Genomic DNA, 14,192 nt, shown 5'->3' with positions numbered 1-14,192 from the left:
CTGGCCTCGAGGACGTCGTGCTGGAAGGTATCGGTACCGGGCGTAAACCCGTCGCCGGTGGGGTAGTACGCCAGCGGCTCGTCCTCGTCGTCGACGGCGTCCTCGAGGATCGAGAGGCGGTCGGTCATCCACTCGCTCCGTAGTTGCGCTCGCTCACACTCACCGGAGAGTTCGCCCGTGGCGGCGACGTTCTCTTCGACGTCCTCGATCGAGTTCGCCTCGTCGAGAACGTAGACGGGGATCCCAGCCTCCTCGATCTGGGCCACCAGATCCTCCTCGAAGAGCGCGATGTTCGCAGCGAGGACGAAATCCGGATCGAGGTCGACGATGGTCTCGACCTCCGGTGTGACGCCGTCGTCGCGACTGATGTCCGTCTGACCGTCGGTCTCGAGGGAGTCGGTATACTGCCCGATCGGCATTCCGACGACTCGATCCTCGATCCCGACCTGGAACGCCAACTGGGCGTCACCCGGATACAGCGTCACGATTCGATCGGGTTCCTCCTCGAGTGTGATCGTCTCCCCGCGGGCGTCCGTTCGCTCGAGCGGGAACTCACACTCCAGGTCGGCGTCCATGCCAGTAACCGACTCGCTCGTCGTCTCCTGGCCGGTATCTGCTATCGCGCCGCCAACGATTGCCGGCGCAAAGAGTGAACAGATGAGGATCGCCCCCACCACAACTGTGAGTAGCTGTCTCACGTCGAACGTACGTTGCATCGATTGAACGCTGGCCTCTCTACAACAAATATGTGACTAACTCAATCCTGCTTGGAGCTCGTACACTCACCGACCAGAGCAGGCGGGGAATACTCGAGGTGATGGCACTCCGTTTCGCCGTCAGCATCGGTCCGACGCCTCGGTCACGTCCGACTGGAACACGCAGCCTCGGGAATGCGACTCCGAACCCCGTCTCGGCTCCAGCCGGATCGGCCTCGCCGGTTACGATACCGCGTTTCGGCGCTTCGGTCGCCCATCAAGACTCGAGTGTCGGCCGAACTTCCGCGTGTTTTTGAAGGAAATCCCCTCTATCGGTCGTTGGGTGGCCAAACTCTCCACTCGAGCCGACGTTCGTCGAAGATCCGACAGCTTTTCACCCCGGAGCGCGGACGGGAGTCAATGAGCGAACGCGAGTCTACGGATCGGCGGGCCGAGGTGGCTCTGCGAGCGGCGAACGCAGGTGCGGAGATCGCGGCGGAGTCGTTTCGGGCCGACCTCGAGGTCGAGTTCAAAGACGGGAAGACGGACGTCGTGACCCAGGCCGACAAGGACGCCCAGGTGGCGGTCGTCGACGTCGTCCGCGAGACGTTTCCGGACGATCCGATCGTCGGCGAGGAAAACGACGCCCTGAAGCGGGTGCCCGAGGAGGGCCCCGCCTGGATCGTCGACCCGATCGACGGTACGAACAACTACGTGGCCGGCAGCCGCGCGTTCGGTACTGCGGTCGCCGCGGTCGTCGACGGCGAACCGGTCGGTGCGGCGACGGTCTGTCCGGCGCTAGCCGATACGTACCGGGTCGGACCCGGCGGTCCGTTTCTGAACGGTGATTCGCTCTCGGTCAGCGATCGAACGGACCCGGAGGCGTCGACCGTCTGTCCCACGTTCTGGTGGGACTACCACCAGCGAGATCAGTACGCGGCGGCGGCCGAAGCCCTGGTCACGCGCTTTGGCGACATCCGACGCCACGGCTGTGCCCAACTCGAGCTCGGGATGGTCGCTTCGGGGTCCCTCGAGGGCGTCGTGACGAACCTGCAGGCGAACCCCTGGGATACGGTCGCCGGCGTCGCCCTCGTCCGCGAGGCGGGTGGAGTCGTCACCGACCTCAAGGGCGAGCGGTGGAGACACGACAGCGAGGGGCTGGTCGCGTCGAACGGCGGGATTCACGACGAGTTACTCGAGGCTGCTCGACAGATTACCGGGTGATAGCGAACCGATTCGTGGGTTAGCGAGCGGACAGAGTGGACGACTGCAGGAAACGCGAAAACCGGAAACGGTAAGCGCCCACCGCCACGGATATCGGATATGAACGAGTTCATCGAGCGCTACGGGCCGGCCCGTGTGTGGGCCGTGACCGTCGCCCTCCTCGCGGCGATCGTTACCCTCGCTGCGATCGCCTTTCCACAGCGGGTGTACGTCGATCTCATCTGGCAGTATTACTGGGGTCCAGTCGTCGCCGACGCCCACGGCTGGAGGGAAGTTGCCTGGGCCGGCGGCGAGCAGGTCCACATCGACGAAGCCGGGCCCGACGACGGACCGACCGCCTCGCCCGGCTACACGTTCGTTTCCTATGCCGGCTACATCCCGACGCTGATCCTGTTTTTGGCTGGGATCGTCCTGCTCGTCAGGCGGCTGAACATCGAGCGCTACCGGGCGGGCTTTTACGCGCTGTTCCCGTTCATGCTCTTCGGCGGTGCCCTGCGAGTCGTCGAGGACGCGAACGTCGCCGCCTACCGCGACACCGGCGAACTCGCGATCGAACTGCCGTGGTCAGGGTTTTTGATCAGTCCGCTGATCTACTTCACCGTCTTTCTCGTCACGTTCGTGGCCGTCGTCGCCTCGGTCTGGCTGGATCGCAACGGCCACGTCTCGGGCTACGAGTATCCGCTCGCCGGAATCGGAACGGTGTTGCTCGCGGCCACCGTCGGCTACCTGGGATGGCTCGCGGCGACGGAACCGTATGCGACCTTTTACCCGCTGTTACTGACGACGACGCTCGTCGGTGCGACCGCCGCGACAGTCGTCGTCTGGTTCGCGATCGGTCGGCTCGCACCCCAGATCAACAGCGGGACCATGTTCATGGGGTTCGTCGTCATCTGGGCACACGCCGTCGACGGCGTCGCGAACGTGATCGGTCTCGACTGGGCGGTGGCGTTCGGCCACAGTCGGAATCTGGTGCCGAAACATCCGGTCAACGAGGCGATCGTCAACGTCACTGGATCGATGCTCCCTGCGAGCGTCGTCGACGTCACCGGCGCGGCCTGGCCGTTCTTGCTGGTCAAACTCGCAGCCGCCGTCGCCGTCATCTGGGTGTTCAACGAGGAGGTGTTCGAGGAGAGTCCCCGCTACGCCGTCCTGTTGATGATCACCGTCGTCGCGGTGGGACTCGGCCCGGGCACTCGAGACATGCTCCGTGCGACGTTCGGCGTCTAGTGACGTCCCACAATCGACGCGTGGGAGAGAACTATAAACGAGACATCAACCGCGAACAAATAATTTAAGAGGTGTGTCCGACGTGGGTTACTGTACCGTCGACGAGAGTACAACTATGAATACGAAAATGAGATCTGGTTTATCTTCTCTTCCACTAATTGACGGAGGGGATTATGGCTGAAACCGAAGAAGAACTCGCCAAGGACCTCGGGCTCGTTTCGGCGCTGGCGATCGGAATCGGGACGATGGTTGGCGCCGGCATCTTCGTTTTACCAGGCGTCGCCGCACAGGAGGCGGGGCCCGCGGTCGTCATCTCGTTTATCATCGGTGGCTGTATCGCGATGGTGAACGCGTTCTCGGTGAGCGAACTCGGGACCGCGATGCCGAAAGCCGGCGGAGCTTACTACTACATCAATCGCGCGCTCGGACCACTGGCTGGCTCGATCTCGGGGATGGGCGACTGGATCGGCCTCGCCTTCGCGAGCGCCTTTTACTGCATTGGCTTTGGCGGCTATCTCGCCGACTTGCTCGACGGAACGACGGTTTCGATCCCCCTCCTCGGGACGTTCACGCTCCTGCCGGCGGTCGACCTGGGCACGGTCGCCATCGGGACGATCGAGATCGGTCTCACGCTGAACGAAATCCAGATCGGGGCGATCATTGCAGGGACCATCTTCGTCGGCGTCAACTACATGGGCGCAAAGGAAACCGGCGGCATTCAGACCGCCATCGTCACCATCCTGCTCGGTCTTCTCACGATCTTCGCCATCGTCGGCTTCTTCTCGTTCGACTGGGGAACGGTCACCGTCGACGGCAGCTACACCCCCGAAGGAACGGCGGCGATCCTCCCCGGTGCCGCACTCGTCTTCGTCTCCTATCTCGGCTACGCGAAGATCGCGACCGTCGGTGAGGAACTCAAAAACCCCGGTCGAAACCTTCCGATCGCCATCATCGGCAGCGTCGGAATCGTGATGGTCATCTACACGATTCTCGTCGGGCTCTTGATGGGGCTAATTCCCCACGAGGAGTTCTTCCTCGAGACGGTCGAGAACGCGCCGATGTCCTACGCGGCCGAGGTCGTCTTCGACTACCAGCTTCCCGTCGCCGGCTTCGAGATCCCGCTTCTGGGGGTCGGCGTCACCTCGATCACCCTCGCAGCGTTGCTCGCGACGGCCTCGAGTGCGAACGCGTCGATTCTCGCCTCCGCACGGATCAACTTCGCGATGGGCCGGGACAAGATCGTCTCCGACAAACTCAACGAGATCCATCCGAGGTTCGCGACGCCGTACCGATCGATCGCCGTCACCGGCTTCCTGATCATCGTCTTCATTATCGGTCTCGGCGAGACCGTCGAGATCCTCTCGAGTGCGGCGAGCGTCCTTCACCTCGTCGTCTACGCGTTGATCAACGCCTCGCTGGTCGTCTTCCGTGAGACGAACCCCCCGGAGTACGATCCCGACTTCGAGGTGCCGTTCTATCCGTTCTTGCCGATCGCCGGCTTCGTCCTCTCGCTCGCGTTGATCGGCTTCATGGACCCGATCGCGACGCTGATCAGCATGGTGTTCGTCGTCTTCGCGATCGTCTGGTACTTCGGCTACGCGCGAACGAAGACCAGTCTCGAGGGGCTGCTCGGGGCGTACATCCTGGATCGATCCGCCGAGATGCCGGATGCGGCGGTGACCGCGGCGAGCGCCGTCCAGCCGTCGGACGACGAGTACACCGTCGTCGTTCCGGTGTCGAATCCCCGAACCGAGTCGAACCTGCTCGAGTTGGCGAGTATCGTCGCCAAAGCCAACGACGGCGTCGTCCAGGCCGTCCACGTCGTCCAGGTGCCCGACCAGACGCCACTCGAGGAAGGTTCCGAACACGTCAAGCGAATCGACGAAGAGTCACAGCAGTTGATGGCCCAGGTTCGAGAGAGCACGGAGACACTCGACGTGCCGGTCGACGTCCGGACCGTCGTCTCCCACCGCTCGCTCGAGGAGGTGTTCGACGTCGCCCGACGCGAGCAAGCGGACACGGTCGTGATGGGATGGGGGTCCGGTCGGCCGTGGTCCGCTGGGCGGGCGGAGCGCCCGCTCGACGAACTCACGGACGACCTCCCGTGTGACTTCCTCGTCTTCGACGACCGCGGCACGGGTCTCGACCGGGTGCTGGTGCCGACCGCCGGCGGTCCGGACTCCGAGTTGAGCGCCGAAATCGCTCGCTATCTCCGCGAGCGAATCGGTGCCGAAATCACGCTGTTGCACGTCGTCGACGACCCGGACGGCCTGGCCGACGGCGAAGCGTTCCTCGAGGAGTGGGCGGCCGACCACGGTCTCGAAGACGCGGCGAGCAGGGTCGATACCTCCGGCAACGTCGAAGACGCGATCGCGACGGCGGCTCGCGACCACTCGCTGATCGTTCTCGGAGCGACCGGACGCGGACTCCTCTCACGTCTGATCCGTGGTTCCGTCGCCTACGACGTCGTCACCGAGGTCGACTGTTCGGTGGTGCTCGCAGAGCGCCCGAGTTCCCGGTCGCTCAGGGAACGGTTGTTCGGGAAATAACTGTCCTCCAGCGGGCCACACGCACCGTTTTCCGTTCGTTCGCCCGAACGCGTGGCCGTCGAACCCATCTCGAGCGGACACCGGGAGCGCGTTTCGGGAACGCATATACGACGGCGGCGGCTACGACGTGGTATGAACGACAGCGCCCCCGACGCCGGATGGTTCTCCGGGGTCGACGCCAGCGATCTCGAGTCGGCCGCCGCGGCGGTCCGGGACGGCTCGAGTGAGGTGTCTCGGGACTGGCCGGCCCTCGCCGTCGAGTCCGGATTTACCGCGGATCGCGAGAGCTACTACGACGCGCTGAAGGAGGCGACGACCGCGGCGGCGCGGTCGGCGATCGAGTCCCGCGAGCGGGCGGACGACCGCCAGCTGGTCCACGCGATTCGAGCGATGGACGACTGCGAACGGACGGCGAACGAACTCGCCGAACGCCTCGCCGAGTGGGCAGGCACCGTCGACCCCGACGCTGGAACCGGCCTCGAGTACGCCCGCGAACTGGCGAGCGAGGACCGCGAGGCGGTGGCAGGCGAGCCCGCGATCCGATCGCTCGCCGAACGTGTCGCCGACCTCGGCGACGAGGCCGACGACCTCCGAGAGTTCGTCGAGCGACGAGCGCCGACGGTCGCGCCGAACCTCTCTGCGCTCGCGGGGCCGATCCTTGCGGCCCGACTCGTCTCGCTCGCTGGCGGCCTCGAGAGCTTAGCGAAGAAACCCAGCGGAACGATCCAGGTACTCGGCGCTGAGGATGCCCTGTTCGCCCACCTGCGCGGACACGCTCCGTCGCCGAAACACGGGATCATCTACGTCCACGACGCGGTCCGGGGCACCCATCCCGACCATCGCGGATCGGCGGCGCGTGCGCTCGCGGGAAAGCTCGCAATCGCTGCCCGCGTCGATCACTACTCCGGCGAACGCAAACCGGAACTCGAGGCGGAACTCGCCGAACGCATCGAGACGATTCAGGCGCGCACCAGCGACGCTGATATCGGGAACGGTGACGATGACGGTGAACCGGCTGTCGACGGCGATCGGGACGACGAGAACGGAGGCACGAATGAGTAACGGTCTGCTTCCGACAGGTGTCCAACGCCGGACGATCGACGGGACCGAACGGCTGGCGACCCGCGGCGAACCGGTCTACGGCGAGCCGACCGACGGCGAGTGGCGAGCCTGGGCCCCCGATCGATCGAAACTCGGTGCAATGTTCGAACTCGAGATGGAGACCGGCCTCGAGGGTGGGGAGACGGTGCTCTATCTCGGTGCGGCCAGCGGAACGACGGTGAGCCACGTCGCGGACTTCGCCGGGCCGACCTACGCCGTGGAATTCGCCCCGCGACCGGCCAGAGACCTGCTCGAGACCGCGGCCTCCCGCCCCCGGCTCTTTCCTCTCCTCGCGGACGCCCGGAAACCGGAGACGTACGCCCACGTCGTCGAGTCCGACGTCGACGCCATCGTCCAGGACGTCGCGACGCGCGGCCAGGCGCGGGTCGCCCTCGAGAATCGACAGTTTCTCGCCGACGACGGGCGGCTCCTGCTCGCCGTGAAGGCCCGAAGCGAGGACGTCACCCGCGAGCCATCGGACGTCTTCGAGGAGGTGTGTACGGATCTCGAGGAGGGATACGAGATATTCGAGCGGTGCCGACTCGACGCCTACCACGACGATCACCTCGGCGTCGTCGCCCGGCCACGGTAACGACGAACGCGGCGTCGGTCGGTACGTAGTGTGGCGACGGCGTGGCGACGAACGGTGGGCGCGATTACGGGAAGCCTATATGGCTCCCTTTCCGATAGTTCTGTATCCGAAATGAGACGTGTACGTGACCGACGCGGAGTCCTTCGCGCTGGCGCGGCGGCCTGTCTCGCGGGTCTCGCCGGCTGTCTCGGCGGCTCGGACGATGATGGACCGACCGACACGGAGGTCGACGTGGCCGCGGGCGACCCGGACGAGCGTGCGGACTGGCCGACGTTCCAGTTCGACGCCAGGAACACGGGCCACGCGCCCGGGCAGGGACCGACGGAGGACGTCGACGCCCGCTGGACGTTTTCGACCGGCGAGACGGTGTACAGCAGTCCGGCGGTCGTCGACGGCGTCGTCTACGTCGGTAATCAGGACGGAACCGTCTACGCGGTCGCTGCCGACGACGGCGAGGAGCGCTGGCGCTTCGAGACCGGCGACGCGGTTCCGAGTTCGCCGGCGGTCGTCGACGGCGTCGTCTACGTCGGCAGTCAGGACGGACATCTCTACGCGCTCTCCGTCGACGACGGCGAGGAGCGCTGGCGCTTCGAGACCGAGGGGATGGTTCCGGGGAGTCCGACGGTCGTCGACGGCGTCGTCTACGTCGGGAGTTCCGACAACAGCCTCTATGCGGTCTCTGCCGACGACGGCACGGAGCGCGGGACGTTCGAGACCGGCGGTTCCGTCCAGCGGGCACCCGCCGTCGCGGACGGGACTGTCTACGTCGCCAGCGGCGATCAGTCGGTGTACGCAGTCGACGTCGAAGACCTCGAGGCCGAGGGCGGCGACGAAGATGGGGACGACGATGGGGCAGTCGAGGCGCGCTGGGAGGTCGCGACCGGCGACATGATTCAGAGTCGGCCGACGGTCGCGGACGGCGTCGTCTACGTCGGGAGCAACGACGACACCGTCTACGCGATCGACGCGGACTCTGGCGACGTTCGCTGGACGTTTCTGACGGAGGGATCGGTCGTCTCGAGTCCCGCAGTCGTCGACGGCGTCGTCTACGTCGGGAGCTTCGATACCAACCTCTATGCGCTCTCGGCCGACGCCGAACAAGCGGACGACGAGGACGAGTCGGAGGACGAACCGGGCAACCCGGAGGCGTTCTACTGGTCTGCAAGCGGGTTCGGTCAGGTACGATCGAGCCCCGCCATCGTCGGCGACACGATCTACGTCGGCAACGAGGACAGCTACGTCTACGGCCTCTCGGCTCGAGACGGCGAGATTCGATGGCGGTTCTCGACCGACGGCGGGGTGGCCAGTTCCCCCGCAGTCGTCGACGGCGTCGTCTACGTCGGGAGCACGGACGGAACCCTCTACGCGCTCGAGGACGTCTGAGACGGAGTGCGATGCGTCTATTCCGGCCGATCGCACACTGGCGGGCCGACCGACCGGCAGTCATACGCTCTGCTGTCCGTCAGCCCCGGCGCACCCAGAGAAGGGTTCCGAAAGTGAACGAACGCGAGCCACGACGAAGTCGAGTGATCGAACTCGAAGCCGATTGATGGGCCGACGACGGTCGTCCCAGCACGGACCACATGGGAGGGTGCTCTTCGATGGTCACGCGCTCACAGCGTGCCGACTCCAAACCGTATTTACTGTCGCGGCCGAAAACTGGGGACGATGGAACGCGGGTCGCCGGAATCGTTTACGCGTATGGGCACGCTGGGGATCGAAGAGGAGTGTTTCGTCGTCGACGAGCAGGGCCGGCCGACGAGTGGGACAGACGAACTCGTCTACGAACACGACCCGCCGGAGATCCTGCGAGAGCGACTCGATCACGAACTGTTCAAGTGTGTGATCGAGACCCAAACGCCCCTGATCGAAGACCCCGCGGACGCTCGCGACTCGCTTCTCGAGGTTCGCCGGGCACTCGACGACCACGCACGCGCTCACGACTACCGGATCGCGGCGGCCGGTCTCCACCCGATGGCGAAGTGGCGCGACCTCGAGCACGCCGAAAAACCCCGGTATCGGTCACAACTCGACCGAATTCAGTACCCACAACACCGGAACACGACGGCTGGCGTCCACGTCCACGTAGGCGTCGACGACGCCGACAAAGCGGTCTGGATCGCCAACGAACTCCGGTGGTACGTGCCGATCATGCTCGCGCTCTCGGCGAACTCACCGTACTGGAACGGGTTCGACACTGGATTACAGTCGGCCCGTGCCAAGATCTTCGAGGCGCTCCCGAACACGGGGATGCCGACGTACTTCGAGGACTTCGAGGCGTTCGACCGCTTCGAGCGGCGGATGCTCGAGACCGACTCGATCAGCGACCGGGGTGAACTCTGGTACGACGTTCGGCCGCACACGGCCCACGGAACGGTCGAACTCCGGACGCCCGACGGACAGGCCGACCCGGAGATCGTCCTCGCGTTCGTCGAGTACGCCCACGCGCTGGTCTGTACGCTGGCCGAGGAGTACGAGGACGGTGCGAGTGGGATGGCGTCGGACCACCGGCGTGAACTCATAGACGAGAACAAGTGGCGCGCGATTCGCCACGGACACGACGCCTCGTTCATCGACCGCGACCTCGAGGGAACGGTCGACCTCGGGGAGGTCGTCGACCGCGAGTGTAAGCGACTCGGGATCGACGGGATCAAGCAGGTCTACGAGCGCGACAGCGGTGCTCGGCGACAGCGACGACTGCTCGAGGACGAGGGGGCCGACGCGCTGTGTAATTCGCTGTTGCTCGGCGTCGAGTGACGTCAGAAGGGGGGTACGCCGGCAGGGTGTCCGTGCGTGTATGGCGCAGGTGATGATGTGGTGCCCTGCCGTAGATAGTGGTAGCGGCTCGGCGATAATATCGGTGGTGCCAACACACGTTGGTGTCGGCTCGGGTGGTGGTATCGCCTCCGATTCTAAGCGATATCCCGGCTGGTGTCGATCGCGACCTCCTCGGTCAGTTCGAGTTTGATCGTGTCGGTCGGCTGATTTCCGTGGCGGAACTTCGGTATCGTGAGGTGATTTTCGAGTTCGGTGCCGGCAATCTGGGTTCGCAGGTCGAACACTGCGTCGACGGCGTGGTTCGTCCGGGCACGATTCTCGGGTACGCTCTCCCCAGAGAGACAATGTAAGACCGCGATGCTGTCGGTCTCGAGCATCCGGTCTTTCAGCTCGTTGAGGAACGTGATGTACTCGCCGGCGTCGCTGCGCTCTAAGACGTCCATCGTGTCGACGATGAGGTTCGCGCCGTCGGGGAGCGCGTTGACGAACTGCGTCGCCTCCTCGAGTGGATCGTCCGAGGTAATGTGTCTGATCGTCGGGTTCCCGACCGACGATGGCGAGTTGTCGATCGCCTGTTCGATAGCCGACTCGGAGCGCTCCGTAGTCAGGTATAGCGTTCCCCGAGCTGCCGTCAGTTCGTACAGTAACAGCTCGGATTGGCTGGCGGGGCTTGCAGTGTAGGCGACGACACACCCCGGTGGCAACCCCCCACCTAGTTTCCGGTCCAGTACGTCGATTCCGGTCTCGAGCCGCCCTTCCATTCGATTGTGTCCATTTGAGACAGTGGCCGCATAATTCTTTGCCTTTGTTTTCGGGCCAAAAGGAACTGCGAGCGAACCGAATGGTTGGATTGAAGGTGCCCGCAAGAGCGTACACGAACGAATGCGCCACGATCACCTCATCACGAGCAAACAACTCTCGCGGGCGGACGTCGAGACCGTACTCGACCGAGCCGCAGAGATCGACGCCGATCCCAGCGCCGTCGCGGATCGACACGCAGGGTCGTTGCTCGGATTGCTCTTTTTCGAGCCGAGCACGCGGACGAAGATGAGCTTCGAAGCCGCGATGAAACGTCTGGGGGGCGACGTCGTCGACATGGGTTCTGTCGAGTCCTCGAGCGTCAAGAAAGGTGAGACGCTCGCCGATACGGTTCGCGTTATCGAGGGGTACGCGGACGCGCTCGTCCTCCGGCATCCGAAACAGGGGGCGGCGACGATGGCCAGCGAGTTCGTCGACGTCCCGCTGTTGAACGCGGGTGACGGCGCGGGTCATCACCCGACACAAACGCTTCTAGATCTCTATACGATTCGAGAGAACGCGGGGCTCGAGGATCTGACAGTCGGTATCATGGGCGACCTGAAATACGGTCGAACGGTTCATTCGCTTGCCCACGCGCTGACGAACTTCGACGCGCGCCAGCACTTCGTCAGCCCCGAGAGCCTGCGTCTGCCCCGCGAGGTCGTCTACGACCTCCACCAGGCGGGCAACGGCGCGGGCATCCGCGAGCACGAATCCCTCGAGGAGGTGTTGCCGTCGCTCGACGTCCTCTACGTTACCCGAATCCAGCGCGAACGGTTCCCCGACGAAAACGAGTACCAGAAGGTCGCGGGCGAGTACCAGATCGACCTCGAGACGCTCGAGGCGGCCGACGACGACCTGACGGTGATGCACCCGCTGCCGCGAGTCGACGAAATCGCTCCCGAGATCGACGACACCGAGTACGCGGCCTACTTCGAACAGGCACACAACGGGGTCCCGGTTCGGATGGCGTTGCTCGATCTCTTGCTGTCGAACGGAGGGGAGACCGATGAGTGATGACCACCAGCTCCGGGTGAGCAAGATCAAAAGCGGGACCGTCATCGATCACGTCGTCGGCGGGCAGGCGCTCAACGTCCTCGCGATCCTCGGGATCGACGGCAAGGAGGGCGAGGAGGTCTCAGTCGGAATAAACGTCCCGTCCGATCGGCTGGCGCGCAAGGACATCGTCAAGGTCGAAGGCCGCGAGCTCAGCCAGGACGAAGTCGACGTCCTCTCGCTAATCGCGCCCGACGCCACGATCAACATCGTCCGCGACTACGACGTCGTCGAGAAACACCGGGTCGACAGCCCGGACGTCGTCGAGGACGTCCTCTCTTGTCCGAATCCGGACTGTATCACGGCCGCTGGCGAGCCGGTCACCTCGCGGTTCGAGGTGCTCGAGGACGGCGTTCGGTGTTCGTACTGCGGAACGATCGTCCGCGAGTCGATTGCAGATCTCATCGACACCTAATTCGACTCGTATTCGTTTCTAGAGATTTATCCAGAATATCTAAGTGGTCACCAGTCCTACGTCCGTTCGTACATGTCCCGTATTGTCAAGATACTGGTCGCCCTGGTCGTTATCGCCGTTCTCGTGAAGGTTGCGATGAGCCTCACGTCGGACGTCGAAGAGATCGAGTACGAACCGGTACAGTAGCATAGTCAACCGAACGTCTTACGGCGGCGGCGTCGTACCCCAAGCTATGTACGGCGTCGTCACGCGAAACGAAGAAGAGGTCCGATGGCCGGAGTTCGACCGCGGATTCTACGAAGTCAAAGACGTGACCGGACGGTCCGCCGAACCGATCGCGGACGGGGTGAACATGGTCTCCTGTTTCGGCGACAACGCCGCCTCCGACGCCGACCCGTCGCTCGTTCCCGTCGACGACCTCGGGCGCCCCGCGACGCGCGATCGGTCGTACTTCGACTGGGATTACGTCTGTCCGTCGCGTACGGACTACCGCGAAGGGTTGCTCGAGGTAATCGACGACTGCGTCGATGCGAACGAGGACGTTCGTCTCGACGACGTTGGCTTCCCGCGGGCGGAGTACTGTCACTGTGGTATCTGCGAGCGGTCGTTCGAAGAGAGCGAGTACGAGGACCGCTTCGAGTGGCGTGCGAGCGTCATTACCGAGTTCGTCGCCGAGGCGGCCGATCGAATCCCCGGTCGCGTCTTCCTCACACTCTACCCCGATCCCTATCCCGGTCACCTCTACGAGCGGGCCGGGATCGATCTCGAGGCGATCTCCGAGTACGTCGACGAGTTCGTCGTCCCGCTGTACGATACGGCCTACGGGACGACCTACTGGCTCGAGACCATCGCCAGAGGATTCGAGAGCGCACTCGACAGTCCGTTTAGCATCGAACTGTACGCGGTGAACGTCGACGTCGACGACCTCATTCACGCCCTCGAGGTCGCGGAGGCCTACGGCGAGGACGTCCTCTTCGGGTACGACGCGTCCAACGCCCGCGCCGCGATTCGTCGAAAACGCGCCAACGAGCGGGAGGGAGTCACTCACGGTGAGACGGAATCGGACCCGTAATCGGTTCCGTACTGCCCCTTCGACGACCGCCAGAGACGGCGGTTGTGCTATTCGATCGAACGATGGCAACCGAGAGAATTGCCGTTCGATCCGGCCGCTCGAGGTCGTCTCCAGCAGTCGTTACCGGGTGTCGTCACCGACGAGGTCGTCGTCATCGTCGTCACCGATGAGGTCGTCGTCGTCGTCGTCGTCCATCATCCCCTCGTCGTCGTCACCGATGAGGTCGTCGTCATCGTCCATCATCCCCTCGTCGTCGTCACCGATGAGGTCGTCGTCATCGTCCATCATCCCCTCGTCGTCATGCATTTCGGATTCGCGACCGGTGTCAGTCGTTCCAGCGGATGTCGTATCGGACGTCCGACCGGTTGTACCGGCTCCACCACCGGATCCGGACAGATCGGTCTCGAGGCGGACCTCGTCCCCAGTCACTTCTGCGACCGATTCCTCCTGGAGTGGATAGGCGTCCTCGTCGGTTCCACCCCACCCGAGTTTGGCCTTGATCGTGTCCGCTATCCCTGGATCGGGCTCGACGTGTGCCGTTCCGTGTTCGACGTTCGCGACGATTCCGACCTCCTTTCCTCTGGCGTTGATGACGGTTTTGCCGATGTCGTCGTCGGTAAACTGTGGAGACATTGCGCTATCACCGACGACGAAGACGACTATGATGGTGGTGCTTGCGCAGGCT

13 protein-coding genes are annotated in these 14,192 nt (G+C 64.2%); 10 read left to right on the top strand and 3 right to left on the bottom strand.

The features are described from left to right. Positions 1-716, bottom strand: a 716-nt coding sequence (locus FYC77_RS17995; RefSeq protein WP_238387027.1) for an ABC transporter substrate-binding protein, incomplete at its 3' end; no start/stop codon positions are given. A 399-nt stretch (positions 717-1,115) separates the two neighbouring features. On the opposite strand from FYC77_RS17995, the gene FYC77_RS17990 reads away from it, so the two are divergent. From FYC77_RS17990 to FYC77_RS17960, 7 genes are all read left to right on the top strand, one after another. Beyond that, the gene (locus FYC77_RS17990) at positions 1,116-1,919 is read left to right on the top strand and encodes an inositol monophosphatase family protein (RefSeq protein WP_149082882.1); all 804 of its coding nucleotides are present in this window, start codon (positions 1,116-1,118) and stop codon (positions 1,917-1,919) included. 99 nt (positions 1,920-2,018) lie between these two features. After that, positions 2,019-3,146 carry a DUF63 family protein gene (locus FYC77_RS17985; protein WP_149082881.1) on the top strand — a complete coding sequence of 376 codons (1,128 nt, stop codon included), beginning with the start codon at positions 2,019-2,021 and terminating at the stop codon, positions 3,144-3,146. Positions 3,147-3,319: 173 nt separating this feature from the next. After that, positions 3,320-5,695 carry an amino acid permease gene (locus FYC77_RS17980; protein WP_149082880.1) on the top strand — a complete coding sequence of 792 codons (2,376 nt, stop codon included), beginning with the start codon at positions 3,320-3,322 and terminating at the stop codon, positions 5,693-5,695. A 132-nt stretch (positions 5,696-5,827) separates the two neighbouring features. After that, positions 5,828-6,757: an NOP5/NOP56 family protein gene (locus tag FYC77_RS17975; RefSeq protein ID WP_149082879.1), complete on the top strand. Its 930-nt coding sequence runs from the start codon at positions 5,828-5,830 to the stop codon at positions 6,755-6,757. Then, the gene (locus FYC77_RS17970; protein ID WP_149082878.1) at positions 6,750-7,388 is read left to right on the top strand and encodes a fibrillarin-like rRNA/tRNA 2'-O-methyltransferase; all 639 of its coding nucleotides are present in this window, start codon (positions 6,750-6,752) and stop codon (positions 7,386-7,388) included. Before FYC77_RS17975 ends, FYC77_RS17970 begins: the two co-directional genes overlap by 8 nt. 111 nt (positions 7,389-7,499) lie before the next feature. Next, positions 7,500-8,771, top strand: a complete 1,272-nt coding sequence (locus FYC77_RS17965) for an outer membrane protein assembly factor BamB family protein (protein WP_149082877.1) — start codon at positions 7,500-7,502, stop codon at positions 8,769-8,771. Positions 8,772-9,056: 285 nt separating this feature from the next. Then, entirely contained in the window at positions 9,057-10,145 is a 1,089-nt protein-coding gene (locus FYC77_RS17960) for a glutamate--cysteine ligase (RefSeq protein WP_149082876.1), read from the top strand. Positions 10,146-10,300: 155 nt separating this feature from the next. Here FYC77_RS17960 and FYC77_RS17955 read toward each other — a convergent pair whose 3' ends face one another. Beyond that, positions 10,301-10,927 (bottom strand): RAD55 family ATPase, encoded by a 627-nt coding sequence (locus tag FYC77_RS17955; RefSeq protein WP_149082875.1) that lies wholly within the window; start codon positions 10,925-10,927, stop codon positions 10,301-10,303. A 121-nt stretch (positions 10,928-11,048) separates the two neighbouring features. On the opposite strand from FYC77_RS17955, the gene pyrB reads away from it, so the two are divergent. The 3 genes from pyrB (at position 11,049) to FYC77_RS17940 (ending at position 13,507) form a co-directional block, all read left to right on the top strand. Beyond that, positions 11,049-11,981, top strand: coding sequence for an aspartate carbamoyltransferase (pyrB, locus tag FYC77_RS17950; protein WP_149082874.1), 933 nt, complete (start codon positions 11,049-11,051; stop codon positions 11,979-11,981). Then, positions 11,974-12,435 (top strand): aspartate carbamoyltransferase regulatory subunit, encoded by a 462-nt coding sequence (gene pyrI, locus FYC77_RS17945; protein WP_149082873.1) that lies wholly within the window; start codon positions 11,974-11,976, stop codon positions 12,433-12,435. Before pyrB ends, pyrI begins: the two co-directional genes overlap by 8 nt. A gap of 232 nt (positions 12,436-12,667) precedes the next feature. Continuing rightward, complete coding sequence (locus tag FYC77_RS17940) at positions 12,668-13,507, top strand: hypothetical protein (RefSeq protein ID WP_149082872.1); 840 nt, start codon at positions 12,668-12,670, stop codon at positions 13,505-13,507. Between the two features lie 120 nt (positions 13,508-13,627). Here the strand turns inward: FYC77_RS17940 and FYC77_RS17935 are convergent, their stop codons facing one another. Beyond that, positions 13,628-14,140 (bottom strand): hypothetical protein, encoded by a 513-nt coding sequence (locus FYC77_RS17935; protein WP_149082871.1) that lies wholly within the window; start codon positions 14,138-14,140, stop codon positions 13,628-13,630. Between the last annotated feature and the right edge of the window lie 52 nt (positions 14,141-14,192).

The organism is Natrialba swarupiae, assembly GCF_008245225.1.
Lineage (GTDB): Archaea > Halobacteriota > Halobacteria > Halobacteriales > Natrialbaceae > Natrarchaeobius > Natrarchaeobius swarupiae.
Note: the sequence above shows the minus strand (reverse complement) of the source record. Positions and strands in the feature narration are given on the sequence as shown.